Annotated in this window: 25 protein-coding genes and 1 pseudogene; 20 read left to right on the top strand and 6 right to left on the bottom strand. The window is 67.0% G+C overall.

The features are described 5' to 3' along the window. Nucleotides 1–18 precede the first annotated feature (18 nt). Nucleotides 19–255: a hypothetical protein gene (locus tag AC1Q7H_RS07645; protein WP_013951921.1), complete on the bottom strand. Its 237-nt coding sequence runs from the start codon at nt 253–255 to the stop codon at nt 19–21. 183 nt (nt 256–438) lie between these two features. On the opposite strand from AC1Q7H_RS07645, the gene AC1Q7H_RS07640 reads away from it, so the two are divergent. Both AC1Q7H_RS07640 and AC1Q7H_RS07635 read left to right on the top strand, forming a co-directional pair. Next, nucleotides 439–984: a GNAT family N-acetyltransferase gene (locus tag AC1Q7H_RS07640; RefSeq protein ID WP_013951922.1), complete on the top strand. Its 546-nt coding sequence runs from the start codon at nt 439–441 to the stop codon at nt 982–984. A gap of 59 nt (nt 985–1,043) precedes the next feature. Beyond that, nucleotides 1,044–2,189 (top strand): hypothetical protein, encoded by a 1,146-nt coding sequence (locus tag AC1Q7H_RS07635; RefSeq protein ID WP_492377778.1) that lies wholly within the window; start codon nt 1,044–1,046, stop codon nt 2,187–2,189. Nucleotides 2,190–2,292: 103 nt separating this feature from the next. On the opposite strand, the gene AC1Q7H_RS07630 is transcribed toward AC1Q7H_RS07635, so the two are convergent. Together AC1Q7H_RS07630 and AC1Q7H_RS07625 are read right to left on the bottom strand one after the other, a co-directional pair. Next, entirely contained in the window at nt 2,293–2,520 is a 228-nt protein-coding gene (locus AC1Q7H_RS07630; RefSeq protein ID WP_013951924.1) for a hypothetical protein, read from the bottom strand. Between the two features lie 83 nt (nt 2,521–2,603). Further along, nucleotides 2,604–2,861: a hypothetical protein gene (locus AC1Q7H_RS07625; protein WP_148271640.1), complete on the bottom strand. Its 258-nt coding sequence runs from the start codon at nt 2,859–2,861 to the stop codon at nt 2,604–2,606. Here AC1Q7H_RS07625 and AC1Q7H_RS07620 point away from each other — a divergent pair. Continuing rightward, nucleotides 2,860–3,408, top strand: a complete 549-nt coding sequence (locus tag AC1Q7H_RS07620) for a PadR family transcriptional regulator (RefSeq protein WP_013951925.1) — start codon at nt 2,860–2,862, stop codon at nt 3,406–3,408. The genes AC1Q7H_RS07625 and AC1Q7H_RS07620 overlap by 2 nt on opposite strands. Nucleotides 3,409–3,462: 54 nt before the next feature. Here AC1Q7H_RS07620 and AC1Q7H_RS07615 read toward each other — a convergent pair whose 3' ends face one another. Both AC1Q7H_RS07615 and AC1Q7H_RS07610 read right to left on the bottom strand, forming a co-directional pair. Further along, entirely contained in the window at nt 3,463–4,458 is a 996-nt protein-coding gene (locus AC1Q7H_RS07615) for an NAD(P)H-dependent flavin oxidoreductase (RefSeq protein WP_492381086.1), read from the bottom strand. Between the two features lie 61 nt (nt 4,459–4,519). Then, entirely contained in the window at nt 4,520–4,954 is a 435-nt protein-coding gene (locus tag AC1Q7H_RS07610; protein WP_013951927.1) for a nuclear transport factor 2 family protein, read from the bottom strand. Between the two features lie 223 nt (nt 4,955–5,177). Between AC1Q7H_RS07610 and AC1Q7H_RS07605 the strand changes: the two genes are divergently transcribed. Next, complete coding sequence (locus AC1Q7H_RS07605) at nt 5,178–6,200, top strand: tyrosine-type recombinase/integrase (protein ID WP_013951928.1); 1,023 nt, start codon at nt 5,178–5,180, stop codon at nt 6,198–6,200. Between the two features lie 159 nt (nt 6,201–6,359). Further along, the gene (galE, locus tag AC1Q7H_RS07600) at nt 6,360–7,379 is read left to right on the top strand and encodes a UDP-glucose 4-epimerase GalE (RefSeq protein WP_013951929.1); all 1,020 of its coding nucleotides are present in this window, start codon (nt 6,360–6,362) and stop codon (nt 7,377–7,379) included. A 110-nt stretch (nt 7,380–7,489) separates the two neighbouring features. Here galE and AC1Q7H_RS07595 read toward each other — a convergent pair whose 3' ends face one another. Then, nucleotides 7,490–7,798 (bottom strand): H-NS histone family protein, encoded by a 309-nt coding sequence (locus tag AC1Q7H_RS07595; protein WP_010809859.1) that lies wholly within the window; start codon nt 7,796–7,798, stop codon nt 7,490–7,492. 527 nt (nt 7,799–8,325) lie between these two features. Here AC1Q7H_RS07595 and AC1Q7H_RS07590 point away from each other — a divergent pair. From AC1Q7H_RS07590 to cheD, 15 genes and pseudogenes are all read left to right on the top strand, one after another. Then, nucleotides 8,326–10,031 (top strand): annotated as a pseudogene (locus AC1Q7H_RS07590) (methyl-accepting chemotaxis protein). A gap of 113 nt (nt 10,032–10,144) precedes the next feature. After that, a complete protein-coding gene (locus tag AC1Q7H_RS07585; protein ID WP_013951931.1) occupies nt 10,145–12,115 on the top strand; it encodes a putative bifunctional diguanylate cyclase/phosphodiesterase in 1,971 nt (656 codons plus the stop codon). 152 nt (nt 12,116–12,267) lie between these two features. Then, on the top strand, nt 12,268–12,660 hold the full coding sequence (locus tag AC1Q7H_RS07580; protein ID WP_013951932.1) for a response regulator: 393 nt from the start codon (nt 12,268–12,270) through the stop codon (nt 12,658–12,660). 141 nt (nt 12,661–12,801) lie between these two features. Beyond that, the gene (locus AC1Q7H_RS07575) at nt 12,802–13,278 is read left to right on the top strand and encodes a chemotaxis protein CheW (RefSeq protein ID WP_013951933.1); all 477 of its coding nucleotides are present in this window, start codon (nt 12,802–12,804) and stop codon (nt 13,276–13,278) included. A 103-nt stretch (nt 13,279–13,381) separates the two neighbouring features. Then, nucleotides 13,382–15,031, top strand: a complete 1,650-nt coding sequence (locus tag AC1Q7H_RS07570; RefSeq protein ID WP_492377776.1) for a methyl-accepting chemotaxis protein — start codon at nt 13,382–13,384, stop codon at nt 15,029–15,031. Between the two features lie 120 nt (nt 15,032–15,151). Then, the gene (locus AC1Q7H_RS07565) at nt 15,152–17,011 is read left to right on the top strand and encodes a methyl-accepting chemotaxis protein (protein WP_211979566.1); all 1,860 of its coding nucleotides are present in this window, start codon (nt 15,152–15,154) and stop codon (nt 17,009–17,011) included. A 44-nt stretch (nt 17,012–17,055) separates the two neighbouring features. Then, the gene (locus AC1Q7H_RS07560) at nt 17,056–17,790 is read left to right on the top strand and encodes a DUF4088 domain-containing protein (protein ID WP_316155191.1); all 735 of its coding nucleotides are present in this window, start codon (nt 17,056–17,058) and stop codon (nt 17,788–17,790) included. Between the two features lie 485 nt (nt 17,791–18,275). Then, entirely contained in the window at nt 18,276–18,593 is a 318-nt protein-coding gene (gene flhD, locus AC1Q7H_RS07555) for a flagellar transcriptional regulator FlhD (RefSeq protein WP_010812713.1), read from the top strand. Then, nucleotides 18,590–19,195: a flagellar transcriptional regulator FlhC gene (flhC, locus tag AC1Q7H_RS07550; RefSeq protein ID WP_013951937.1), complete on the top strand. Its 606-nt coding sequence runs from the start codon at nt 18,590–18,592 to the stop codon at nt 19,193–19,195. Before flhD ends, flhC begins: the two co-directional genes overlap by 4 nt. Nucleotides 19,196–19,314: 119 nt before the next feature. Continuing rightward, the gene (motA, locus tag AC1Q7H_RS07545) at nt 19,315–20,178 is read left to right on the top strand and encodes a flagellar motor stator protein MotA (RefSeq protein WP_013951938.1); all 864 of its coding nucleotides are present in this window, start codon (nt 19,315–19,317) and stop codon (nt 20,176–20,178) included. 27 nt (nt 20,179–20,205) lie between these two features. Continuing rightward, nucleotides 20,206–21,171: a flagellar motor protein MotB gene (gene motB, locus AC1Q7H_RS07540; protein WP_013951939.1), complete on the top strand. Its 966-nt coding sequence runs from the start codon at nt 20,206–20,208 to the stop codon at nt 21,169–21,171. Between the two features lie 52 nt (nt 21,172–21,223). After that, on the top strand, nt 21,224–23,239 hold the full coding sequence (gene cheA, locus AC1Q7H_RS07535) for a chemotaxis protein CheA (RefSeq protein ID WP_492381104.1): 2,016 nt from the start codon (nt 21,224–21,226) through the stop codon (nt 23,237–23,239). Nucleotides 23,240–23,281: 42 nt separating this feature from the next. Next, complete coding sequence (locus AC1Q7H_RS07530; RefSeq protein ID WP_010812708.1) at nt 23,282–23,776, top strand: chemotaxis protein CheW; 495 nt, start codon at nt 23,282–23,284, stop codon at nt 23,774–23,776. A gap of 30 nt (nt 23,777–23,806) precedes the next feature. Further along, nucleotides 23,807–24,718 carry a CheR family methyltransferase gene (locus AC1Q7H_RS07525; RefSeq protein ID WP_492377775.1) on the top strand — a complete coding sequence of 304 codons (912 nt, stop codon included), beginning with the start codon at nt 23,807–23,809 and terminating at the stop codon, nt 24,716–24,718. Next, the gene (gene cheD / locus AC1Q7H_RS07520; protein WP_013951942.1) at nt 24,718–25,368 is read left to right on the top strand and encodes a chemoreceptor glutamine deamidase CheD; all 651 of its coding nucleotides are present in this window, start codon (nt 24,718–24,720) and stop codon (nt 25,366–25,368) included. Before AC1Q7H_RS07525 ends, cheD begins: the two co-directional genes overlap by 1 nt. The last annotated feature ends 2 nt before the right edge of the window (nt 25,369–25,370 follow it).

Here is a 25,370-nt window from a genome sequence, read left to right as displayed (position 1 = left end):
ATGGCGGCCTGGGAATCCTCAGGGCCGCCTCTTCTTCCACTCGTAGTCGGGCGGCGGATCCGCCGCCCCGGCTCGTCCCACCGAGTTGGGATTCTCCGAGCACAGCGTGACAAAGCTCACCGGCTCGCCCGCGTGCTGGCGCTGGCGCAGCGCTTCGGTAAAACGAAGCGCTTCGCGCATGGCGTCGCTGGGGAATGACTGCGCGTGGGGACTGAGTCCGGTGCCGTCGCCTTCGGACCAGTAGACCATGTACATGGGGGCTTCCTCTTCATTGTGCCGGGTCACGTGCCGGGTGCTGCATCCTGCGTTCCCGGCATGCCAATTGCAATCCCTGCATCCGGATTTTGCAAGCCTGGGCTTGCCGCAGGCACAATGGGCACTTCCCGATGCCTCGCCGGGTGTGTGGCGAGCCCGGCCTTCAGATTCGTGCCGCCTATCATGTCCGATCTTGCGCTGATCCCCGCCACCGCTGCCGATGCCGAACGGCTTGCCGCCATGCACGCCGCCAGCTGGCAGCACACCTATCCCGGCATGCTGCCAGCCGCTTACTTGCGGGACCAGGCCTACCCGGAACGGCTGGCCGCCTGGCGCGCCCGCATGCACGACGGCGCCGACGGCCCCGTGGAAGTCACGCTGGCCATGGTCGACGGCGAAGCCGCTGGCTTTGCCTGCCTGCTGCCCGAGGCGGAGCCCCGGTTCGGCATCTATCTCGACAACCTCCACGTGCTGCCCGCCTTCCACGGTCAGGGCCTGGGCAAGCGCTTGCTGGCCCACTGCGCGCAGCGCGTGGCCGCGCGCTGGCCAGGGCGGCCGCTGTTCCTCTATGTGCTGGAAGCCAATACGCAGGCGCGCGAGTTCTACCAGCGGCTGGGCGGCGAGGAATCCGAGGCGTTCGAGGATGACTTCCACGGTCCGGACCTGCGGGTCATGGTCCGCCGCGTGACCTGGCCGGACGTGGCGGCGCTGGTCAGGCGCCTGGGCTGACCAGGGCAGCGCGTCCGGGTCCGTCGCCGGCAGAACATTCCCACAGGAGTCGCTTCCCCATGCTGCAAGCCATTGCTCTCGTTGTGCCAAGGAAACCATGCCGGGCTTTGGCCGGCGCCTCCATCGCCATGGCCGTGCTGGCCGGTTGCGCCAGCGCACCTGACACGCCTTCCGCCGCCAGGGCGATAGAGGCGGCGGCCACGCCGGCCCAGACGAAGCCGCACTGGCAGCGCGTGCACCTGGGCACGGGCGCGGGCTATGACTTCCCGGTCTACGCCAACCATCAGCTCGACGCAGACCTGTCGCGCATCCGCGAGGTGGTGTTCGTGCAGCACGGCCTGCAGCGCAACGGCGATGACTACTACGCCGCCGGTGCTGCACTGCTCAAGGCCAGCGGCCGCAATCCGGACGAGGTGCTGCTGGTCGCGCCCAACTTCCCCGGCACGCCTGACCACGGCAAGGGCTTCGATGGCATGCCGCAATGGTCGGTGCAGGGCTGGATGAGTGGCCAGAACGCGGTCAACTCGCCGTTCACGGTCAGTTCACTGCAGGTCCTCGATGACCTGATGGCCTTCGTCACCGACAAGGCGCGCCTGCCGCAGGTGGCCAGGGTGACCGTGGCCGGGCATTCGGGCGGTGCGCAGATCGTGCATCGCTATGCCGTGCTGAACAATGTCGACGAGCGCATCCGCGCGCGCGGCATCGACCTGCGCTATGTGGTGGCCAACCCCTCGTCCTACCTGTACTTCACGCCGGTGCGCCCGGCCGGCGCGGACGGCCGCTCGTTTGCGTCTTACGACAAGGCGGCGTGCCCGGATTACGACAAGTACCGCTATGGCATGCAGGACATCGTGCCCTACGCAAAGGGAGCCAATGGCCCGTCGCTGTACCAGCGCTACGCCGGGCGTCAGGTGACCTACCTGGCCGGCACGGAAGACAACGACCCCAACCACCGCGTACTCGACAAGGCGTGCGGCGCTGAGGCCGAAGGCCCCACGCGCCTGCAGCGGGCCCGCGGCTACCTGCGCTATGAGCGCTATCTGGCCAGCCCCGGGCTGGTGATCCGCCACCAGGCCTATGAAGTGGTGGGCGTTGGCCACGACCAGGCGCGTATGTTCGGCTCGCAATGCGGCGCCAGGGCGGTGTTCGGCATGGCGGAAACAGCCAACCCGGACGGCGCGGCCTGCCTGGCGCCGCAGCTCTGATTCGGCCGGCCAAGAAAAAACCCGCGAAATTCACGGGTTCAAGTCCCTGCCCGCAGGAACGGGCTCGGAGGAGACAACCACAGGGAAACGGTTACGTGCCTGGTCAGCCCAGGCTGAATTTGACAACCTGTTCTTCGACGCCGACAAAGCGCACCAGCTGGCGCAGCCCGCTGGCGTATTCCTTGATATGGTGCCCGTCCGGCGTATCGGGCAGGCGGTAGTAAATGGGCGCCTTGTCGCGCATGGGCGGCAGGATGCCGAACGGGAGCTCGCCGGCGTCGGCTTCCCAGGCCACGTCGCGCTCTTCGGCAAGCAAAATTCTTCCGGTCATGGACACACTCCAGGATTGCTGCAAGGTGCGGCCGGGGGCGGATATGCGCTCGCACTGGATTTCAATGTATGGAATGTATTGCATCAAGCGCAGAAATGCCATTCAGCGTTTTTTAATTCTGTCTGCCAGGAAATTTCGAAACTGACAAATTTAATGAATGTATGGCATCTGCTGGCGACGCCGATGACGACATCGCAGAGGGTGCTGCGCAAGGCCGGCATTGCGATACCATAGCGCCAGCCCGGCGAAGTGCGGCTACCGGCGCGTTCCGGTTCCGGGTCTGCCGCATCCGCTTCCAACCATTTTTCATCGCCCCCCGACGGGCCACTGCCCAGACGCATGTCGACCCAGCACGCCTTGTTGATTTCCCTGATCGAAAAACCGTCGTCCGGTTATGACCTGGCGCGGCGCTTTGACCGTTCCATCGGCTATTTCTGGCATGCCACGCACCAGCAGATTTATCGCGAGCTGGGACGGATGGCTGATAGTGGCTGGATTGCCGCGGATGAAGCCGAGGCGGCGGAAGGCGAGACCGGTGCCGGCGATCGCAAGAACCGCAAGAAGGTCTACCGGGTGTTGCCGGCCGGCCGTGACGAACTGGCACGCTGGGTGCTGACCCCCGGCGCCAGCCTGGACCAGCGCGAGGAAATCCTGGTCAAGCTGCGCGCCGATGCGGTGATCGGGCCGCTTGGCCTGGGCGACGAGATGCGGCGGCTGATCGCGCTGCACCGGGCCCGGCTGGAGACTTACCTGGCGATCGAGCGGCGCGATTTTTCTGCGCCGGACATGGACCGCGCGCAACAGTTGCGCTATGCGCTGCTGCAGCGCGGCATCCGCTTCGAGCAGGACTGGGTGGCCTGGGGCGAGGAACTGCTGCCGCTGCTGTAGCCGCGCCCCCCACGGGCGGCGGCTACAGCCTGCCAGGCCAGCTGACTGGCAGCGTCAGGCCAGATCGACGGCACGCGTGCCGGCCTGAATGGCCTCACCCAACCCCAGCCGGCGGCGTGCCAGCGCATATTCCTCGGCAAAGCGGCGCACCAGCTCGCCCGCGGGCACCACGCGCTTGATCGCGCCCACGCCCTGGCCGGCGCCCCAGATGTCCTTCCACGCCTTGACGCTGGCGGAGCCGAAATTCATTTTCGACGGATCCGATTCGGGCAGCGCGTTCGGGTCCAGGCCGGCGCGCTCGATGCTGCCGCGCAGGTAGTTGCCGTGCACACCGGTGAACAGGTTGGAGTAGACGATGTCGTTGGCGTTGCTGTCGACGATCATCTGCTTGTAGCCGTCCTGCGCGTTGGCTTCCTGTGTGGCGATAAAGGCCGAGCCGATATAGGCCAGGTCGGCGCCGGCGGCCTGCGCGGCCAGGATCGCGTCGCCACTGGAGATCGAGCCGGACAGCAGCAGCGGGCCGTCGAACCATTCGCGGATCTCGTGCAGCAGCGCGAACGGCGACAGCGTGCCGGCATGGCCGCCGGCACCAGCGGCAACCGCGACCAGTCCGTCCGCACCCTTCTCGATGGCCTTGCGCGCGAAGGTGTTGTTGATCACGTCGTGCAGCACGATGCCGCCGTACGAGTGCACTGCGTCGTTGACTTCCTTGCGCGCGCCCAGCGAGGTGATCACGATCGGCACCTTGTAGCGCACGCACAGCTCCAGGTCATGTTCAAGCCGGTCGTTGGACTTGTGCACGATCTGGTTGACGGCGAACGGCGCCGACGGGCGGTCCGGGTGTTTGGCGTCGTGTTCGGCCAGCTCGGTGGTGATGCGGTCCAGCCATTCTTCCAGCTTGGGTGCCGGGCGCGCATTCAGCGCGGGGAACGAGCCCACCACGCCGGCCTTGCACTGGGCGATGACCAGGTCGGGGTTGGAGATGATGAACAGCGGCGAGCAGACCACCGGCAGCGACAGCCGGTTCTGGAGTTGGGCGGGAAGGGCCATGGGTGAAGTCTCCTGGGTAATCCGGTAAAACGAAAAAGCGGTGCTGCGAAACAGGGTTGCGTCAGGCCGTGCCGGTCAGCACGTCTCTCTGGCTGGCCAGGCGCGCGCCCATGGCGGCGGCCAGCGCCTCCAGGCCAGAGCGCGGGCGCACCATGACTTCGAACTCGGCAATGCGGCCGGCGTCGTCGAAGCGGATCATGTCGATGCCCTTGAGCGCCTTGCCGTCCACGGCCGCGCTGAATTCCAGCACCACGCTGTGGCCGTCCTCGCTGACAAAGCTGCGGTGATAGCGGAAGTCCTGGAACACCTGGTTCACCGTGGTCAGCACCAGCCCAATCGCGGCGCGGCCGGGGTAGGGGGTGTGCGCGACCGGAGAGCGGAACACCACCTCATCGGCCACGATGGCGTCGAGCCCGGCCATCGAACCGTTGGCCAGCATCTGGTGCCAGGCTTCAAGTGAGGCCTGAGCGGCGGGAATCAGGTTGGTGGTGGTCACGTCGGTCTCCTTGGCTGGCGTCGATGCGCGGGCGTCTCGTTTGACGGGGTCTGGCTGCGGGGTTTATGCAACCAGTTGCATAGTGGATGGAAAGGTAGCATGCGCCGGGGCACTGTGCAAGCGATGCGGGGCCAACGGTGCCGGCGCCCCCGCCGCGCAGTGACGGGTTGTCTACAATAGGCGGGATCCCAACCCCGCACGCCGGCCCCCGGCAGGAGAGTCAGTGACCACTAAGCCCTCCGCTGCCCATCCTGAACAGGCGGCCTTGTTCGATGCCGACCTGGCCGCCTGGCGTGACCATCCGGAGCGCGCGTTCGACGGCTGGCTGGCACGGCATGGCTTCCGGCACGGCACCAGCGTGGTGTACCGCGCCATGTGGGGCAAGCTGCTGCGCTGGTCGGCCGAGCGCGGGCTGCCGCCGCTGAGCTGGTCGGCGGAGCAGATCGGTGAGTTCCTGGACGCGCAGCAGCTGCACAAATCGCACCGCTATCGCTATACGCGGCTGATCGAACGGGTGTTCCATCACCTGGCGCGGCTGCGCGAGGGCATGCACAACCCGGCCAGCCAGGCGGTGCGCGCCCATCTGGCCGATGGCGAGAACGATCCCACCGCCTTCCTGCTGCCGGGCGAGCGCGACCTGCTGGTGGCGCGGATACTCGGCCCGGCCGGCATGCTGGCCGGCGACACGCATACCGCGGCATCGCCCACCCAATGGAAGCGCGCCCGCGATGCGGCCCTGCTGGCGGTGCTGCTCGGCGGCGGCCTGAAGGTAGGCGAAGCCCGGGCGCTGCGGGTCGATGCTATCGAAGCTGGCGCACCCGGCCGGATGGCGCTGCGCATGGTCCGCGCGGACAACGGCCGGGCCTATACCGTGCCGCTGTTCAGCCTGGCCCATGCGCCGCTGCGGGCCTGGCTGGCATTGCGCGAAGCCTCCGGCACGCTTGGCGGCCTGGTGTTTCCCGCCATGCCGTCGGGGCGGCCGATGCATGCCGCCTCGGTCTACCGGCGCGTGGAGATCCTGCTGGACGAGGCCGGTGTGCTGGCCAGCCGCAGCGAACGCGCGTCGCCGCAGACGCTGCGCAATACCTGCGCCGCGATGCATTTCGAGGCCGGCACGGCGCCGGCCGAGGTGGCGCAATGCCTGGGCATGCGCGACCTGGAGTCCGGCTGGCGGCTGCGCGCCGCCTATGAAGCCTGGCAGGCGCGGGCAGGGCTGGTGGCGGAAGCGCCGGCAAGCCGGGCCTAGCATTGCCCGCGCTCTGCGCCGGCTAACCTGGGCGCAACGGCAGATCGTGGATAATAAGCTGCTTCACCGGCTTACGCTGCTGAAAGTTGTGCTTGAGTAACTTTTTGAATCCGCCAGGCCAAGGCCCGGCCCTGAATCGAATTCCGACGCGTATTTTCCATGCCTGAAACCTTGCTCCTGACCGGTGCCACCGGCTATATCGCCTCGCATACCTGGGTTGCGCTGCTCAATGCCGGCTACCACGTGATCGGCCTGGATAATCTATGCAACAGCAGCCCGGTGGTGCTGGAGCGGCTCGCCACCATTACCGGCCAGACCCCGCATTTTGTGCAGGGCGACGTGCGCGACCGCGCGTTGCTGGACCGGCTCTTTGCCGAACACCGCATCAGCGGGGTGATTCATTTTGCCGCGCTCAAGGCAGTGGGCGAATCCGTGAGCCAGCCGCTGGAGTATTACAGCAACAACCTTGGTGGGCTGCTGACGGTATGCGCGGCAATGGGTGCGGCCGGGGTGAAACAGCTGGTGTTCAGTTCTTCGGCCACGGTTTATGGCAATCCGCATGCGGTGCCGATCCTGGAAGATTTCCCGCTGTCGGCCACCAATCCGTATGGCCAGACCAAGCTGATGGGCGAGCAAATCCTGCGCGACCTGGAAACATCGGATCCGGACTGGCGCATTGCCTACCTGCGTTATTTCAATCCGGTCGGCGCGCATGAAAGCGGGCTGATCGGCGAGGATCCGCGCGGTATTCCAAACAACCTGATGCCTTATGTGGCACAGGTGGCCGGCGGGCGCCGTGAAAGGCTGATGGTATTCGGCGGCGACTACCCGACGCCGGACGGCACCGGCGTGCGCGACTATATCCACGTCTGCGACCTGGCCGACGGCCACCTAGCGGCGCTGGGTTACCTGCGCGCGCAGGGCAAGAGCATGACCGTGAACCTGGGCACGGGCCGTGGCTACAGCGTGCTGGAAGTGGTGCAGGCCTACCAGCGTGCCAGCGGCAAGCCGGTGCCGCATGACATCGTGGCGCGGCGCCCGGGCGACATCGCTTCGTGCTACGCCGATCCCGCGCTGGCCAACCAGCTGCTGGGCTGGCGCGCGCGCCATGACATCGACCGCATGTGCGAGGACTCATGGCGCTGGCAGTCGATGAATCCGCAGGGGTTCGACGCCTGACGGCCGGGGCAGGCGGTGCCGCGGTGTTGCACGGGCGCCGCGGCAGGCCAGAAAACAAAAACGCCACGGATCAATTCCGTGGCGTTTTGCCATCTGCCGGATCGCGTGTTTCAGCGGATCAGAAAGTCTTCAACTGCCTTGCCCTGGGCCAGGGCCTGAGTCAGCCAGCCCGGGCGCTTGCCGCGGCCGGTCCAGGTATTGCCGGCGCTGTCGCGATAGCGTACCGGCACCTTGCGGTTGACCGCCTTCTTGCCGGCCGGCACCTTTGCGCCAAAACCCAGGTCTTCCGCGGTCAGGCCATATTGCTCGATTTTCTCGCGAATATCCGCGATCACCGTGGCTTGTTCGCGTGCCTTGATTTCCTCGGCCTGCTTCTGCAGTTCACTGATTTTCTGAACGATTTCCTGATAAGTCGCCATTGGGTCCTCGGTTTCCGGTGGAGTGGAATGCGGTGGGTGTGTGCGGGGGTGAAAATGCTGAAAACAATTATAACGAGGTCGCCGCCCGCTGCAAATCCTGCCGTAGTAATCGGATGCTGTTTTTGCGAAAATTCTTGGCGCCGATAATTGTGTGAACTTTCGGTGTCGTGGTCTGTCGCCGGGATTTCCGTCCTCGTCGGTGTTGCCCGGCCGCAGTTCGCGGCTCAGGCCCGCAAATGGTGCGGCCGTATGCAAACCGGCCCGGCGGCAGCCAGCCGCCGCCAAAATCAAATCGCGATAATCTGCGGCGGCAAATTCGCCAGGGCGTTCGTGGCGATCGCGCGGCAAGCCACGTGGCGTATATCCGACACGCCGGTTATGGCCGATTAATTGCGTCGCCACCGGCGCGGCGCCTCAAGTACCAGGAGGCGGCGCCGTTATCCGGGCAGGGCGGATCATCTGGGCGTCGATCCTGCCGGAACGGGGCCAGGGGTGTGCCCCGCGGGTTGCACAGTCTTCTTTCATTCATGTCCTTCCACAACAATATCCAGATCAAGACCCTGCTGCGGGGCGCCATGGGAATGCTGTCGCTGCTGCTGTTGCTGGTCGGCGGTGCCGGCCTGCACGGTATTTCACAAAGCAATGATGCCCTCAGGGAGACTTATGCCAACCAGCTCGGCTCCACCGTCGCGCTCAGCGAGGCGATGCAGGCCACCACGCGCATGCGCCTGGCGCTGGACCGCAACGTGATGCAGGGCGAGCAGGACGATCCCAAGGTTCACGTGGACCGCTCCAGGGTGTTCGTTGAGGCTTCGGAGGCTGCCTGGAAGCGCTATATGAGCCTGCCGCAGAATCCTGAGGAAAAGGCGCTCGCCGCGGAACTGGGCAAGCAGCGCCAGGTGTTCATGGAGCAGGGCGTGCTGCCGCTGCAGGCGGCCTCGCTGGCGGGCAACCAGGAAGAGGCCCTGCGGCTGGCGAAGAAGGTGCTGCCTGACCTGCAGCGCAGCATGTCGGGCGTGCACGAGAAGCTGCAGAAGTTCCAGATGACTGCCGGGCAGGCCAACTTCGATGCCGCGCAGGCCAGCTTTGCGCGCATCCGCATGCTGTCGATCGTGCTGATCGTGCTGGGCCTGGCGGTCGCTGTGCTGTGCACGGTCACGCTGAACCGCGCCATCGTCACGCCGGTGCAAGAGGCGCTGGCTGTGTTCGAGCGCATCGCCCGCGGCGACCTGACCTCGCGCATCGCTAGCGTCTCGAAGAACGAGATCGGCCGCATGATGCAGGCGCTGGCCGCGATGCAGGCCAGCCTGTCGGGCATCGTTGCCGAAGTGCGCACCGGCGCCGATTCGATGGCATCGGCCACGCAGCAGATTTCCACCGGCAACCTGGACCTGTCGCAGCGCACCGAGGAACAGGCCTCGTCGCTGGAGCAGACCGCGGCCAGCATGGAAGAGCTGACCACGGTGGTGCGACAGAATGCCGACAACGCGCGCCAGGCTGGCGTGCTGGCCAACGAGGCCTCGCAGATCGCGCTCAAGGGCGGCGACGTGGTGGGCGCGTGGTCGACACCATGAACGAGATCAACGGCGCCTCGCGCAAGGTGGTCGAGATCATCAGCGTGATCGAGGGCATTGCCTTCCAGACCAATATCCTGGCGCTCAATGCGGCGGTGGAAGCCGCGCGTGCCGGCGAGCAGGGCCGCGGCTTTGCTGTGGTGGCGGGCGAGGTGCGCAGCCTGGCGCAGCGCTCGGCCTCGGCCGCCAAGGAGATCGAGGCGTTGATCGGCGAGTCGGGCCAGCGCGTGGAGAGCGGCACCCGGCTGGTGGCCGAAGCCGGCCAGACCATGGGCGAGATCGTCCAGGCCGTGCGCCGCGTGACGGACATCATGAACGAGATCGGCGCCGCGTCGCAGGAACAGACCAGCGGCATCGAGCAGGTCAACCAGGCGGTGACCCAGATGGACGAGGTGACGCAGCAGAATGCCGCGCTGGTGGAAGAGGCCGCCGCCGCAGCCGGGGCGCTGGAAGAACAGGCGCAGAAGCTCAAGAACGTGGTCTCGGTGTTCAACCTTGGCACGGGTACGGGAGTGGGGGCAGGCGCGGCCGCGACGGCTGTCGCTGGCCGCACCGCACGCACCATGTCGGTGCGGCCGGCGGCGCTGCCGGCAGGCCGTCCGGCGGCGAGGCCCGCGCTGGCCGTTGCCGGGGCCGATGATGACTGGAGCGCGTTCTAGACTATTGTCCCCACCATTGCCTTGTTCACACGGCGACTGCAAGATGCCATGATGCGGGGTTTGCCCCGCGTCCTGACCTTCTTCGCGCATTCTCTTCATCATCGCGCAGCCCAATGATTGCCCTGAGTTCCGTCCTGTTGCTGCTGGCTGCCCTGCTGGGCGTGGCCGCCGCCCTTGGCGTTCGTGCCGGGCGTGCGGACCAGTCAGCCGGTGGCCGCTCGCTGCGCACGCTGACCTGGTCGGCGGCACTGTTGTCGCAGCTGAGCGTAAGCGTGCCCGTGCTGGTGGTGATGCTGTCGGGCAGCGTGCCGGCGGCCAACGACACGGCGCAGATGGCGGCCAGCTTCGCTGCCGCCGCGGCCGCCACCGCGGCTGCCAAGCTGCTGGTGCAGTGGCTGCGCCAGGGTACGCGGCTGTGGCGTGGTGCGGCGATCATGGCGGTCGTCGCTGGCGCCGGGCTGGTGGCGGCGGCTGGCACGCACCTGGGCCGCGCCTGTGGCGCGGGCTCGGCCTCGGCGCGCGCCTGCATCGATGCCGCCGGCCTGCCGCACCCCGCCTGGCTGGCGGGCGGACTGACCGCGCTGTGCGCGCTGATGTTCGCCGTCCACCGCGCGCAGTCGCGTGGCTTGCTGCCGGCGCACCACGAAGCCGGCCTGGCCGATGAGCTGGCGGACGAGGCGCATGGCCTGCCGCGCGGGCACGAGCCCCGGCTGGCGCGGCGCGGCGCGCGCATTCCCGGCCGCCCCGGCCGTCTTACCGTGCGTGCCGCCGCGCGCGGGCAGGGCACGGTGGGCGAGTACAGCGTGGCAACGACGATGCCTGACCGCGTCGCCTTCGGCCGCTGGCTGGACCAGGCGATCGCGCAGGCGCGGCTGGCCGAGACCGGCTGCGCCGTGTTGCTGATCCATATTGCCGACTACCGCGAGGTCGACGAGGTCTTCGAGATCCGCGCCGACGATATCCTGGCCCAGGACGCCGGCGCGCTGGCGCAGGCGGTGCTGGAGCCGCACGACTTCCTGGCCCGGCTGGCGCGCGACGAGTTTGCCGTGGGCGTGCCCGAGCTGGTCCACCATGGCCGCGCGCAGGAACTGGGCTCGCGCATGCTCGGCTCGCTGGCCGAGTTCATCGCCGCGCGCGGCTTGCAGATGCAGATCGGCGTGAACATCGGCATTGCCATCTATCCGCGCGATGCGCAGACCTCAGAGGCGCTGATGCAGGCCGCGCGCGTCAGCCTGGCCGAGGCCCGCCAGAGCGGCTCGAACCAGGTGCGCCTGTTCAACAGCGCCGCCGGCGAACGCGCGCGCCGCACCCGCGTGATCCGGCGCGACCTGTGGCTGGCGATCCAGGACGACGCACTGTCGCTGCAGTTCCAGCCCAAGTACGATGCGCGCCGGCGCACGCTGGTGGGGGCGGAAGCGCTATGCCGATGGCGCCATCCCGCGCTGGGCCAGGTGAGCCCGGCCGAGTTCATCACCGTGGCCGAGCAGTCGGGCCAGATCGACAAGCTCGACGACTGGGTCCTGACCAGCGTCTGCCGCCAGGTGCGCCAGTGGCGGGACGCCGGCGTGCCCACCGTGCCGGTGGCGATCAATGTCTCGGGGCTGCGCTTTGCCAGCCGAAATTTCCCGCAATACCTGCTCGAGCAGATCCACCAGCACGACATCCCGCCCTCGGCGATCACGCTGGAGATCACCGAGACCGCGGCGATGAAGGATATCGGCAAGTCACTGGAAACGCTGGCTGAGCTGCAGTCGCTCGGCATCCAGGTGGCGCTGGACGATTTTGGCAGTGGCTATTCCAGCCTGGGCTATCTCAAACGCCTGCGCGTGGGCACGCTCAAGATCGACCGCACGCTGATCGGCGGGCTCGACACCGATGCGCAGGGCCGCGCCATCGTCGGCTCGATGGTGGCGCTGGCGCACGAACTGCGCATGAAGGTGGTGGCCGAGGGCGTTGAATCGGCATCGCAGTTGGAAATCCTCAATGAGATGGGGTGCGACGAGGTGCAGGGTTACCTGCTGTCGCTGCCGCTGGATGCTGCCGGTTTTGCCGATGCCTTGCGCGAGCAGGGCGGCGGCGCCTGACGGCTAAAGTTCGCCCGCAACGCGGCCGATAACCGGTCTGGCAGGCTGCCAGCGTTTGCGGCGCAGCCCTGCGCCGGCCCGTCCGTCGCCGGCTGCGCTGCCCGTGTGTCCATCCTGGCGGATCAATCGAGTCCTGCAAACCGGAGGCGCCCATGTCATCGCCCAGCATCCTCGTCGTCGACGATTCTCCTTCTCTACGCCGCATGATCGGCGCCTGCCTGCGCGCAGGAGGGTTTGACGTGACCGAGGCGGCTGACGGCGATCAGGCACATGCGCTCGCAGCCGGCGCCAGCTTCGGCATGCTGGTCACCGACCAGGTCATGCCCGGCATGGATGGCCTCACGCTGATCCGCAGCCTGCGCGCCACTGAGCGCTATGCGTGCATTCCCATCCTGATGCTGACCACCGAGCAGGACGGCAGCATCCGCGAGCAGGCCCGCGCCGCCGGCGCCTCGGGTTTCCTGCCCAAGCCCTTCGATCCTGACCAGCTGATGCAGGCCGTGACGGCGCTGCTGTCCACCGCGCCCCCTACCTCGGAAGGGTAAGGGAAGCCGGGCGTCGCCCTTCAGTCAGCCGGATTGCTGCCGTAAACACTGGTGGGCGAAGTCATGCCCCGGTGCCAGCCAGCGGCCTTGGCCGCAGCAGCGCCAGCAAACCAGCATGAGCCAATTTTGGGGGGCTAGACGATGAAGCACATCGACAAGGCAGACGGCGCGGGCGAGGAGTTCCTGGCCTTCACGCTGGGCCGGGAAGAATACGGCGTCGACATCCTGAAGGTCCAGGAGATCCGCGGCTACGAGTCGGTCACCCAGATTGCCAACGCACCGGACTACATCAAGGGCGTGATCAACCTGCGCGGCATCATCGTGCCGATCATCGACCTGCGCATCAAGTTCCGCCAGCAGAACGTCAGCTACGACCAGTACACGGTCGTCATCATCGTCGACCTCAACGACCGCACCACCGGCATCGTGGTGGATGGCGTGTCCGACGTGCTGACCCTTGCCGCCGAGCAGATCAAGCCCACGCCGCATTTCTCCGGCGAACTGGCGACCGACTACATCCGCGGGCTGGGCTCGGTCGAGCAACGCATGCTGATCCTGGTCGACATCGAGAAGCTGCTCAACACCGAAGAACTCGCCGCGCTCGACGCGGTGGCCTGATCCCGCGGCAGCGCCAACGTTGTCCGGCCGGCACCCGCCTGCCGGACCGAACCCGCCCAGGGTGCAGCACATTGCCGCGCCCGGGCCTGCAGTATTGTCATAGATGCGAAACAACCAACCCGTTACGCAGCGCGAATACAAGCTCTCCCCATCGGACTACCTGATCTCGCGCACGGACCTCAAGGGCCGGATCACCTTTGCCAACCGCACCTTTATCGAGGCGAGCGGCTTTGCGGCCGAAGAGCTGCTCGGTGCGGCGCACAACCTGGTGCGCCATCCCGACATGCCGCCCGAAGCGTTTGCCGACCTGTGGCAGGACCTGCAGGCCGGCCGCACCTGGATGGGCGTGGTCAAGAACCGCCGCAAGAACGGCGACTTCTACTGGGTCAACGCCACCGTGACGCCCACGTGCGTCGATGGCAGCGTGGTCGGCTACACCTCGGTGCGGTCGATGGCGACGCGCGAGCAGGTGGAAGCCGCCGGCGCCGCCTACGCACGCTTGCGCGCCGGCCGCGCGGAGGGGCTGGCGATCCGCCACGGCGCCGTGGTGCGCACCGGGCTGCGCGGCCTGGTGCAGGGGCTGCTGCGCCTGAACCTGAAGCGCCGCATCCTGTGGGCGCAGGCCGGCGGCATGGTGTGGTTCCTGGCCGCACTGGTTGCGGTGGAAGCCCTGGGCGGCGCAGGCGTGGCCGCGGTGCGCCCGTGGCTGTGGGGCGGCTTTGCGCTGGCGCTGGCGTCGTCGTTCGCGGCCGGCACCATGCTGCTGGCGCGCGTGCACCGTCCGGTGCGCCACATGCTGGACTTTGCGCTGCGCATGGGCGCGGGTGACCTGACCACCCGCTTCGAGCACCGCAGCGCGGATGAGATCGGCGCACTGGCGCAGGCCATGCAGACCATGCAGCGCAGCCTGCAGTCGGTGGTGCATGAGATCCAGGAGGGCATGGCCAGCATCTCCACGGCAACGCGCCAGGTGGCCGCGGGCAACAACGACCTGTCGCAACGCACCGAGCAGCAGGCGGCGGCGCTGGAGCAGACGGCGTCGAGCATGGAAGAACTGACCAGCACGGTGCGCCAGAACGCGGACAACGCGCGCCAGGCCAGCGGGCTGGCGGCGAATGCGTCGGAGACGGCGCTGCGCGGCGGCGAAGTGGTGGGCCGGGTGGTGCAGACCATGGACGAGATCAACGATGCGTCGAAGAAGATCGTCGACATCATCGGCGTGATCGAAGGCATCGCCTTCCAGACCAACATCCTGGCGCTGAATGCGGCGGTGGAAGCGGCGCGCGCCGGCGAGCAGGGCCGCGGCTTCGCGGTGGTGGCGGGCGAGGTGCGCAGCCTGGCGCAGCGCAGCGCCAACGCGGCCAAGGAGATCAAGGGGCTGATCGGCGATACGGTGGAGCGCGTGGATAACGGCTCGGCGCTGGTGGGCCAGGCTGGCAAGACCATGGACGAGATCGTGCAGGCGGTCAAGCGCGTGACCGACATCATGGGCGAGATCAGCGCGGCGTCGGCCGAGCAGAGCGCGGGCATCGAGCAGGTCAACCAGGCCGTGGCGCAGATGGACGAGGGCACGCAGCAGAACGCGGCACTGGTGGAAGAAGCTGCCGCCGCCGCGGGCTCGCTCGAAGAGCAAGCCATGCGCTTGCGCGACGCCATTGCCACGTTCCGCGTCAGCATGCAGGCCGAGGTGCGTCCGCAGCGCCTGCCGGCCCATGCGCGTGCCGACGCGGCCCAGTCACTGGCACAGGCCTAGTCCACGGAACCAGGCCAGTCCGAATCAAAGACGAGGCAGGCGCGGGAACACCGACCTGCATGCGTACAAAAAGGGTGCGGCACGCCGCGCCCGAGGCTTCAGTTACAAGGGGGAGTTGCTATGCATTGGTTCAATCAACTGCGCGTCACGACCAGGCTGGTTGCCGGATTCCTGGTCGTTGCCGTGATCGGCGCCGTGATGGGGCTGCTGGGTGTGGTCAACATGGGGCGCATGGCCGACTGGACCGGCAAGATCTACAACGGCGACCTGCAGGCGCTGAAGGCTGTGCAGGACGCCAATATCAACCTGGTCTATGCCAGCCGTGCGCAGATCGCGCTGCTGTCGGCATCGACCATGGGCGAGCGTTCGGCCGAGAAGGAGCAGATCGTGAAGTCGCTCGGCGCGATGGACGAACGCATCCGCCAGGTCGCGGGCGTTTTCGACAAGCCTGAGGGCAAGGCACTGGTCAAGCAGTACCAGGAGCTGTCGCCGGCTTTCCGCGCACGCATGGAGAAGTACGTCGAACTGGTCAGCAAGCAGCCGCTGGATACCTCGCAATTTGAAAGCCAGGTGTTCTCCGAGAGCGCCGACCTGCTCAAGGACAGCCATGCGCTGGAAGCGGTGATGTTCCAGATGGTCAAGCGCCGCGACGACCGCGCCCGCAACAACATGGAAGAAGCGCGCAGCGTCTACAACGCCTCCCGCCTGTGGATGCTGGGCCTGGTGCTGGGCGGCCTGGCGCTTTCGGTGCTGCTGGGCGTGCTGCTGGCGCGGGCGCTGTCGCGCCAGCTTGGCGGCGAGCCGGCCTATGCGGCCGCGATTGCCGCGCGCATTGCCGAAGGCGACTTCTCCTCGCCGGTGACCACGCGCGCAGGCGACAAGAGCAGCCTGGTCTATGCGATGCAGCAGATGCAGCAGCAGCTGTCGCGCATGGTGCGCGATTTCAAGGTGTCGGCGGAATCCATCGGCAGCGCCTCGCGTGAAATTGCCGCGGGCAACAACGACCTGTCGCAGCGCACCGAGCAGCAGGCGGCAGCGCTGGAGCAAACGGCGTCGAGCATGGAAGAACTGACCAGCACGGTGCGCCAGAACGCGGACAACGCGCGCCAGGCCAGCGGGCTGGCGGCGAATGCGTCGGAGACGGCGCTGCGCGGCGGCGAAGTGGTGGGCCGGGTGGTGCAGACCATGGACGAGATCAACGATGCGTCGAAGAAGATCGTCGACATCATCGGCGTGATCGAAGGCATCGCCTTCCAGACCAACATCCTGGCGCTGAATGCGGCGGTGGAAGCGGCGCGCGCCGGCGAGCAGGGCCGCGGCTTCGCGGTGGTGGCGGGCGAGGTGCGCAGCCTGGCGCAGCGCAGCGCCAACGCGGCCAAGGAGATCAAGGGGCTGATCGGCGATACGGTGGAGCGCGTGGATAACGGCTCGGCGCTGGTGGGCCAGGCTGGCAAGACCATGGACGAGATCGTGCAGGCGGTCAAGCGCGTGACCGACATCATGGGCGAGATCAGCGCGGCGTCGGCCGAGCAGAGCGCGGGCATCGAGCAGGTCAACCAGGCCGTGGCGCAGATGGACCAGGGCACGCAGCAGAACGCGGCACTGGTGGAAGAAGCTGCCGCCGCCGCCGGCGCGCTGGAAGAGCAGGCCAGCCGGCTGCAGGCGGCCGTGGCGACGTTCCGCCTGGCGGCTGAGGATGCCCGCGCGGGTTCGTTCGCGGCCCAGCCCCTGCCTGCGGCGACGGCGCTGCCGGCCAGGGCGTCTCGTGCCGCCGGCGCGGTGCGCGCCATCCCTGCCGGCAAGCGGGTCGCCAAGGCCCTGCCTGCCAGCACGAAGGCCGCCGCTGTGCCTGCGGCGGACCATGCCGCCGCACCCGAGGCGGCTGATGCTGTCGCCGCGCAGCCGGCGCGGCTGGTGGCAGGCAGGACCGCGCGCCCCGCGCTGGCAGCAGCCGACAACGGCGACTGGAGCGCGTTCTGATCCCCACTGGCAACGGGCCGCGAGGCGGCCCGGATGGCAAGGCTATGACGACCGAGATCAACCTGGCCCTGCCGCATGACGATGCGGCCCGGCTGCGCAAGGAATTCGAGCAGTTCGTCGGGGTCTCGACCGGCCTGGACCGCGAGTTCCTGCCGCCCGATTTCCAGGAATTCCTGCGCGCGCGGCTGCTGCAGCATGACGGCCCGCTCACCGAGCGCGCGGTCTCGCGGCTGCTGTCCGGCGGTGAATACGGCTGGGCACGCCGCGTGTTCGACAAGCAGTTGCCCAATGCGCTGGCGGCGCTGATGCGCGATGCCCAGCGCTTTGGCTTCGGGCTGGCAGTGCAGCCCGACTGGACGCCGGACCAGCGCCTGGCGCATGCGCGCGAATGGGCCGCGCAGGTGCTGTCGGAATGCGGCGCCGATGCGGCCTTCACCGAGGCGCTCGCCACGCAGGTGGCGGCTTCGGCCGAAGACGTGCGCGTGCTGGAAGAGCGCATGCGCACGCCCGCATGGCGCCTGGCCGAAAGCCTGCGCCAGCGCGCCTATGACCTGATGTACGCGCTGCAGACCGAAGACAGCGAAGCCGCGGGCCGCGCCCGCGTGGGTGAGCTGCGCGGCATGCTGGGCCTGGCCCTGGAATACGGCTCGGTGCGGCCGGAAGAAGCCTCGCGCGTGCTGGAGCAGGTGGAGCGCATGCGCCCGGCGCTGTTCCGCGAAGCGCCCGACGATGTGTTCGCCCGGCTGGCGGCGTGGCTGCGGCGCATGTTTGGGCACTGAGGGCGCGGTTGGCATCCGGCGCGCTGCATCCGGCCACGAATCTCGTACTGGGATGACGGACAGTGCTTGCGCGCTAAACGCAATAGGCGGCACTCGTCAATAGAGGATTCCAGCAGGCTACCGAGGGCGCTGGTCGCGCGTTTGCAGATATGACGTTTGCGAGACTGGCTTGCGCCAGATCAAGTGTCAGAGATGTGACGTGTTACAAAATGTGCGCGCTCATGTATGTTTCATGCGACATTTGGTTCCCCCCCCGCGTAAGTAGGGATTGGCATTGCGGGTGGATTGCCGATATAAACGTAACAGTCTTACTTACACTCTGTAACACTTGTAACGGGGTTGATTACAGTTGGACACGGGCGTAGTTCCTTAGTCGTACGTTGTACCCGCCCAGCCGCATACAAACGATCTGGTCGCCGGGCCCGCGAGGGCATCGGTAAGCGCCGGACAAGCGGCCACGGCGGGTTTTTGGTAGCGGGGATAAATTGGAAAGCAGTGAAGTTCTCCAGGAGATCAGGGAGGTTAATCTCGCCTATCTGCTGCTCGCGCAACGCCTGGTGCGCGAAAACCAGGTCGAAGCCATGTTCCGGCTCGGGGTCAGCAAGGAAATCGCGGATATTCTTGCCAAGCTGACTTCCGCGCAACTCGTCAAGCTGGCGGCATCCAACATGGTGCTGTGCAGGTTCCGCTTCGACGACCATGCGCTTCTGTCCACTCTCACCCACACGGCCAAGAGCCATGACATGCAGCAGATCCACGCCGCGATCCTGCTTGCACGCCAGCCTGTGGAGTCGCTCAATTGACCGCGCTCCTGCAGGCCGAGCCGACCCGGAGTTACACGGCCACCTCCGTTCCCAGCCGCAAGAGCGTGCTCCAGGATGCCAACCAGACCCAGCTTGCGATCGAGCTGATCGGCTTGGGTGCGCGCCTGCAGGTGCTTGAAGCCGAGACCACGCTGTCGCGTGACCGGCTCATCCGCCTGTACAAGGAGTTGCGCGGCGTCTCGCCCCCCAAGGGCATGCTTCCCTTCTCGACGGACTGGTTCACCACCTGGCTGCCGAATATCCATTCCTCGCTGTTCTTCTCTGCCTACCAGTTCATGGTGCAGGAGGGCGAGACCGTGGGCATTCGCGCGGTGGTGGCTGCCTACCGCCTGTACCTTGAGCATGTTTCGCTGCTCGGCGGCGAAATTGTCTTAAGTTTCACGCGTGCCTGGACGTTAGTACGGTTCTTCGAGAGCAACATGCTGCAGCTGTCCCGGTGCACGTGTTGCGGCGGGCAGTTTGTCACGCACGCGTATGAGCCGCACGCGAACTTTGTGTGCAGCCTGTGCCGTCCGCCGTCACGCGCAGGGAAAGTGAAGAAGCTCTCGAAAGACGCCGCCGCCGTGCAGACCAACACCTGATCCTGGTCAAGGTCCGCCGGCTGGCAAGCTTGCTGCGCTGGCGGACGGATTCTCTCCGTGCGCCCGTGCAACGGGCAAATGAGCGTGGCTGACGCGCGTTTTTAGACGGGGATCCGATCGTGCTAGTAGTTCTTGGCTATGTCGTCGTGGTTGTGGCGGTGCTTGGCGGTTACGCCATGACCGGCGGCCACATGGGCGCGCTATATCAACCGGCGGAATTTGTAATCATCGGGGGCGCCGCCTTCGGTGCCTTTATCGCCACCAATACAGCAAAGGCCATCAAGGCCACCGCCAGGGCGCTGCCGGGTCTGTTCAAGAGTTCCAAGTACAAGAAAGAGCTGTACCTGGACGTCATGTCGCTGCTGTACGTGCTGCTGTCCAAGGCACGGCGCGAGGGCATCCTGTTCCTGGAAAAGGAAATCGCGGACCCCGCCGCCAGCAGCGTCTTCAGCCAGTACCCGCGCATCCTGTCGGATCCGGTGGTGATGGAATTCCTCACCGACTACCTGCGCATGATGGTCAACGGCAACATGAATGCCTTCGAGATTGAGGCCCTGATGGACCACGAGATCGAGACCTTCCGCCACGAGGCCGAGATCCCCGCCCATGCGCTGTCGCGCGTCGGCGACGCGCTGCCCGCCTTCGGCATCGTTGCCGCGGTGATGGGCGTGGTGCATGCGCTGGGTTCGGCCGACCTGCCGCCGGCCGAGTTGGGCGCGCTGATCGCGCACGCCATGGTCGGCACCTTCCTGGGCATCCTGCTGGCCTATGGCTTTGTCTCGCCGCTGGCCGCGCGCATCGAGCTGCAGGTGTCCGAGAACGTCAAGGTCTACGAATGCATCAAGGTGGTGCTGCTGGCCTCGCTCAACGGCTACGCGCCGCTGGTGGCGGTGGAATTCGGCCGCAAGGTGCTGTACTCCACGGTGCGGCCGTCGTTCCTTGAGCTCGACGACCACGTGCGTGAAGTCAAGAGCCTGAATTAAGGCACGCAAGCAGCAAGGGGCACCGTCATGAGCAGCGCACACGATATGCGTCCGATCATCGTCCGCCGGGCGAAATCGCACGCCAAACCGCATGGCAACCACAGCTGGAAGATCGCCTACGCCGACTTCATGACCGCGATGATGGCGCTGTTCCTGGTGCTGTGGCTGCTCTCCAGCGCCAACAAGAAGACGCTGGAAGGCATTGCCGAGTACTTCCGCATGCCGCTCAAGGTGGCCGTCGTCGGCGGCGAGAGGAGCAGCCAGACGCCCAGCGTGATCCCGGGCGGCGGCCAGGACGCGCTGCGCAAGGACGGCGACACCATGCGCGCGCGCGCCAACGAACCCAGCGACGAGCAGCGGCGCAACGAGCAGCAGGAAGCGCAGCGCCTGCGCGCGCTCAAGCAGCGCCTTGAGCAGATCATTGAGAACAACCCAGTGCTGCGCCAGTTCCGGCCGCAGCTGCTGCTGGACATCACCAGCGAGGGGCTGCGCATCCAGATCCTGGATACGCAGAACCGGCCCATGTTCCGCACCGGCAGCGCCACGGTCGAGACCTATATGCGCACCATCCTGCGCGAGATCGGGCCGGTGCTGAACGAGCTGCCCAACAAGGTCAGCCTGTCGGGCCATACCGATGCGGCCAACTATTCCAACGGCGAGCGCACCTACAGCAACTGGGAGCTGTCGGGCGACCGCGCCAACGCTTCGCGCCGCGAGCTGATCGCCGGCGGCATGCAGGAGGGCAAGGTGCTGCGCGTGCTGGGCCTGGCCGCAACCATGCCGCTGGACAAGGAAGACCTGCTGGCGCCGGTGAACCGGCGCATCAGCATCGTGGTGCTCAACCATAAGGCCCAGGCGCGCTTCGAGGCCGAGAACGCCAGCGCCGCAGAGGTCTCGGTGGCGGCGCAGGCCGGCAAGGCTGTGCAGGAGATGCAGGCGGGGCTAGCAGCGGCCTCCGCGCCCGCGCCTGCGCCGACGGGCAGCAAACCATGACGCGCAGCCGCTGCGGCAGCGCCAGTGCAGTAACCAAGTGACTCAGGACGCCATGTCTGTCGATATCGATATCACACAGTTTTACCAGACCTTCTTCGAGGAAGCGGAAGAACTGCTCGTCGAAATGGAGCAGCTGCTGCTCGGCCTGGACATTGAGTCGCCCGATCCCGAGCATTTGAACGCGATCTTCCGGGCGGCGCACTCCATCAAGGGCGGGGCCGCCACCTTCGGCTTCGCGGCGCTGACCGAGACCACCCATATTTTCGAGAACCTGCTGGACCGCACGCGCCGGCAGGAACTGGCGTTGACCAGGACCATCATCGACACCTTTCTGGAAACCAAGGACGTGTTGCAAGACCAGCTCAACGCCTACCGCAACGGCACCGAACCCGATCCGGAAACGCTGGCGCGCATCTGCGCCGTGCTGCAACAGCTGGCGCAGGAAGCCGCCGGCGATGCTGGCGCAACTGCCGCCCCGGCCCCGGCGCCCGCTCCTGTTGCCGCAATGACCCCCGCTGCCGCTGCCACGGGCGGCGGGCTCAAGATCCGCCTGATCCGGGTTTCCGCCTCTGACCAGGCGCTGCTGCGCGAGGAACTGGCCAACCTGGGCGAGATCACCGGCCAGCAGGAGGTGAATGGCGAACTGGTGGTGTGGCTCAACACCCAGTGCAGCGCCGACGACATCATCGCGGTGTGCTGCTTCGTGATCGATCTGGACCAGATCGTGATCGAAGCCGAAGCCGAGGCACCTGCCGCCGCCCCAGCGGTGGTCGAGGCGCCGGTCCCGGCGCCCGTCCCGGTCGCGGCGGCCCCCGTAGCAGCGGCGGCAGCGCCCGCTGCCGCGCGCGAGAAGGCCAAGCCGCAGGCGAGCGCCGCGCAGGGCGAAGGCTCGATCCGCGTGCCGACCGAAAAGGTCGACCAGATCATCAACCTGGTGGGCGAGCTGGTGATCACGCAGTCGATGCTGGCGCAGACCGCCTCTGCGCTGGACCCGGTGCTGTTCGACCGCCTGTTCTCCGGCATGGGCCAGCTCGAGCGCAACGCGCGCGACCTGCAGGAAGCGGTGATGTCGATCCGCATGATGCCGATGGACTACGTGTTCTCGCGCTTCCCGCGGCTGGTGCGCGACCTGGCCAGCAAGCTTGGCAAGCAGATCGACCTGGTCACCTTCGGCAAGGCCACCGAACTGGACAAGAGCCTGATCGAACGCATCATCGATCCGCTCACCCACCTGGTGCGCAACAGCCTGGACCACGGCATCGAAACCCCTGACAAGCGCGTGGCCGCCGGCAAGGACGCGACCGGCCAGCTGATCCTGTCCGCGCAGCACCATGGCGGCAATATCGTCATTGAAGTCAGCGACGACGGCGGCGGCCTGAACCGCGAGCGCATCCTGGCCAAGGCCATCCAGAACGGCCTGCCGGTGTCCGAGGCCATCACCGATGAAGAGGTCTGGCAGCTGATCTTCGCGCCGGGCTTTTCCACCGCCGAAGTCGTCACCGACGTGTCCGGCCGCGGCGTTGGCATGGACGTGGTCAAGCGCAATATCCAGGAGATGGGCGGCCACGTCCAGATCAGCTCGCGCCCGGGCCTGGGCACCACCATCCGCATCGTGCTGCCGCTGACGCTGGCGATCCTGGACGGCATGTCGGTCAAGGTGGGCGAAGAGACCTTCATCCTGCCGCTGAACTGCGTGATGGAGTCGCTGCAGCCCAAGGCCGAGGATGTCCACACCGCCGCCAACTCCGATCGCGTCATGCACGTGCGCGGCGAATACCTGCCGCTGCTGGAAATGCACCGCGTGTTCAACGTGGCCGGCGCGCTGCAGGAACCCACGCAGGGCATCGCTGTGATCCTGCAGGCCGAGGGGAAGCGCTTTGCGCTGCTGGTGGACCAGCTGATCGGCCAGCACCAGGTGGTGCTGAAGAACCTGGAAACCAACTACCGCAAGGTGCCATGCATCTCGGCGGCGACCATCCTTGGCGACGGCAGCGTGGCGCTGATCGTCGATGTCGGCGCGCTGCAGCGCACCGGCGTGCGCCGGCAGGAACCGGCGCTGGCGCAATAAGCGGCCAACACCCATCGTCCAAACACAGGAGAACGAGACATCATGGCCGGCATCGGACACATCGATACCCCCGGAAGCGACGCTTCGGGCCAGGAGTTCCTGGTCTTCACGCTGGGGTCGGAGGAATACGGCATCGACATCCTCAAGGTGCAGGAGATCCGCAGCTACGAGACCGTGACCCGCATCTCCAGCGCGCCGGACTTCATCAAGGGCGTGACCAACCTGCGCGGCGTGATCGTGCCGATCGTCGACCTGCGCCTGAAGTTCCGCCTGGGCAACGTGCGCTACGACCACCAGACCGTGGTCATCATCCTGAACGTGGCCGGCCGCGTGGTCGGCATCGTGGTGGATGGCGTGTCCGACGTGCTGACGCTGACGGGCGATGCGATCAAGCCCGCGCCGGAGTTCGGCGTGTCGATCTCAACCGAGCACCTGACCGGGCTGGGCACCATCGACGGCCGCATGCTGGTGCTGATCGATATCGAACGCCTGATGACCAGCGCGGAGATGGCGCTGGTCGAGGCCGAGCTGGCCTGACCCAGCGCACGCACCACTGAAGCACATCCCATGACGCCGTTCCGCACCGCCGCCAGCGTTCCCGGCCAGACCGGGTCGGTCCTTGCGCCGGGCGCCATCCTGCGGCGCGACGATGCACGCGACTTCCTGCTGACCGAACGCGACTTCGAGAAAATCCGCGCGCTGATCCACCGGCGCGCGGGCATCTCGCTGGGCAGCCATAAGCGCGAGATGGTCTACAGCCGGCTGGTGCGCCGGCTGCGCGCGCTGCAGCTGTCGGACTTCGCCTCGTACCTGGCGCTGCTGGACGCGGACGACCGCTCGTCGGAGTGGGAGTTCTTCACCAATGCGCTGACCACCAACCTGACCTCGTTCTTCCGCGAGGCCCATCACTTCCCGCTGCTGGCCGAGCATGCCAGGAAGACCGGGCGCCCCTACAGCGTCTGGTGCTCGGCCGCGTCCACCGGCGAGGAGCCGTACTCGATCGCCATCACGCTGGCCGAAGCGCTGGGCGACCGTGCCGGCACGGTGCTGGCCACTGACATCGACACCCAGGTGCTGGCCAAGGCCCGCGGCGGCGTGTATTCCGCGGAGCAGGTCGCGCGGCTGTCGCCGGAACGGCTCAAGCGCTTCTTCCTGAAGGGCACCGGGCCGCGCACCGGTTCGGTCAAGGTCAAGCCGGAGCTGGCCGCCACCATCGCGTTCGAGCCGCTGAACCTGCTCGCGCCCGACTGGGGCATGCGCGAGCAGTTCGACGCCATCTTCTGCCGCAACGTGATGATCTACTTCGACAAGCCGACCCAGGGACGCATCCTGGAGCGCTTCGTGCCGCTGCTCAAGCCGCACGGGCTGCTCTTTGCCGGCCACTCGGAGAACTTCTCTTATGTCACGCGCGCCTTCCAGCTGCGCGGGCAGACCGTTTATGAACTGGCGCCGGATGCGGCCAGGGCGGGAAGGCCGTGATGCGCACGCCCCATCTGCCCGAAGCCCTTGCCACGCGCACATATTTCGACCGCGAGTTCGGCAAGCAGGCCATCAAGCTGTTGCCCAACGAGTACTACGTGACCCGCGAGGACGTGGTGCTGACCACCGTGCTGGGCTCGTGCGTGGCGGCCTGCATCCGCGACGAGAGCGCCGGCGTGGGCGGCATGAACCACTTCATGCTGCCCGATGACGACGGCAGCGCCGACCGCATGCTGTCGGCGTCGATGCGCTACGGCAGCTATGCGCTGGAAGTGCTGATCAACGAACTGCTCAAGATGGGCGCGCGCCGCGAGCGGCTGGAGGCCAAGGTCTTCGGCGGCGGGGCGGTGCTGGCCAATATGACCACGCTGAATATCGGCGACCGCAACGCGGACTTCGTGCTGCGCTACCTGAAGACCGAGGAGATCCGCGTTGCGGCGCAGGACCTGCGCGGCCCGCATGCGCGCCGTGTCAGCTACTTCCCGGTCGGCGGGCTGGCGCTGGTACGCCGCCTGACGCGGCAGGACGACCAGGTTTCGGTGGCGCGCGACGAGCGCGCCCTGGCCCGCGCCATTGCCACCTCGGCCCGGGCGCCGGCGCAATCGCCTGAACTGTTTGCGCGGCAGTCCTTTGCGCGCCAGCTTCCCTGAAA

The organism is Cupriavidus sp. GW823-FHT06D04, assembly GCF_058795055.1.
This window is presented reverse-complemented; position numbering and strand designations above follow the sequence as displayed.

Coding starts and splice junctions, on each gene's coding strand:
- AC1Q7H_RS07645 (WP_013951921.1), bottom strand. CDS start 255: ATGTACATGGTCTACTGGTCCGAAGGCGACGGCACCGGACTCAGTCCC.
- AC1Q7H_RS07640 (WP_013951922.1), top strand. CDS start 439: ATGTCCGATCTTGCGCTGATCCCCGCCACCGCTGCCGATGCCGAACGG.
- AC1Q7H_RS07635 (WP_492377778.1), top strand. CDS start 1,044: ATGCTGCAAGCCATTGCTCTCGTTGTGCCAAGGAAACCATGCCGGGCT.
- AC1Q7H_RS07630 (WP_013951924.1), bottom strand. CDS start 2,520: ATGACCGGAAGAATTTTGCTTGCCGAAGAGCGCGACGTGGCCTGGGAA.
- AC1Q7H_RS07620 (WP_013951925.1), top strand. CDS start 2,860: ATGTCGACCCAGCACGCCTTGTTGATTTCCCTGATCGAAAAACCGTCG.
- AC1Q7H_RS07625 (WP_148271640.1), bottom strand. CDS start 2,861: ATGCGTCTGGGCAGTGGCCCGTCGGGGGGCGATGAAAAATGGTTGGAA.
- AC1Q7H_RS07615 (WP_492381086.1), bottom strand. CDS start 4,458: ATGGCCCTTCCCGCCCAACTCCAGAACCGGCTGTCGCTGCCGGTGGTC.
- galE (WP_013951929.1), top strand. CDS start 6,360: ATGCCTGAAACCTTGCTCCTGACCGGTGCCACCGGCTATATCGCCTCG.
- AC1Q7H_RS07595 (WP_010809859.1), bottom strand. CDS start 7,798: ATGGCGACTTATCAGGAAATCGTTCAGAAAATCAGTGAACTGCAGAAG.
- AC1Q7H_RS07585 (WP_013951931.1), top strand. CDS start 10,145: ATGATTGCCCTGAGTTCCGTCCTGTTGCTGCTGGCTGCCCTGCTGGGC.
- AC1Q7H_RS07580 (WP_013951932.1), top strand. CDS start 12,268: ATGTCATCGCCCAGCATCCTCGTCGTCGACGATTCTCCTTCTCTACGC.
- AC1Q7H_RS07575 (WP_013951933.1), top strand. CDS start 12,802: ATGAAGCACATCGACAAGGCAGACGGCGCGGGCGAGGAGTTCCTGGCC.
- AC1Q7H_RS07570 (WP_492377776.1), top strand. CDS start 13,382: ATGCGAAACAACCAACCCGTTACGCAGCGCGAATACAAGCTCTCCCCA.
- AC1Q7H_RS07565 (WP_211979566.1), top strand. CDS start 15,152: ATGCATTGGTTCAATCAACTGCGCGTCACGACCAGGCTGGTTGCCGGA.
- AC1Q7H_RS07560 (WP_316155191.1), top strand. CDS start 17,056: ATGACGACCGAGATCAACCTGGCCCTGCCGCATGACGATGCGGCCCGG.
- motB (WP_013951939.1), top strand. CDS start 20,206: ATGAGCAGCGCACACGATATGCGTCCGATCATCGTCCGCCGGGCGAAA.
- cheA (WP_492381104.1), top strand. CDS start 21,224: ATGTCTGTCGATATCGATATCACACAGTTTTACCAGACCTTCTTCGAG.
- AC1Q7H_RS07530 (WP_010812708.1), top strand. CDS start 23,282: ATGGCCGGCATCGGACACATCGATACCCCCGGAAGCGACGCTTCGGGC.
- AC1Q7H_RS07525 (WP_492377775.1), top strand. CDS start 23,807: ATGACGCCGTTCCGCACCGCCGCCAGCGTTCCCGGCCAGACCGGGTCG.
- cheD (WP_013951942.1), top strand. CDS start 24,718: ATGCGCACGCCCCATCTGCCCGAAGCCCTTGCCACGCGCACATATTTC.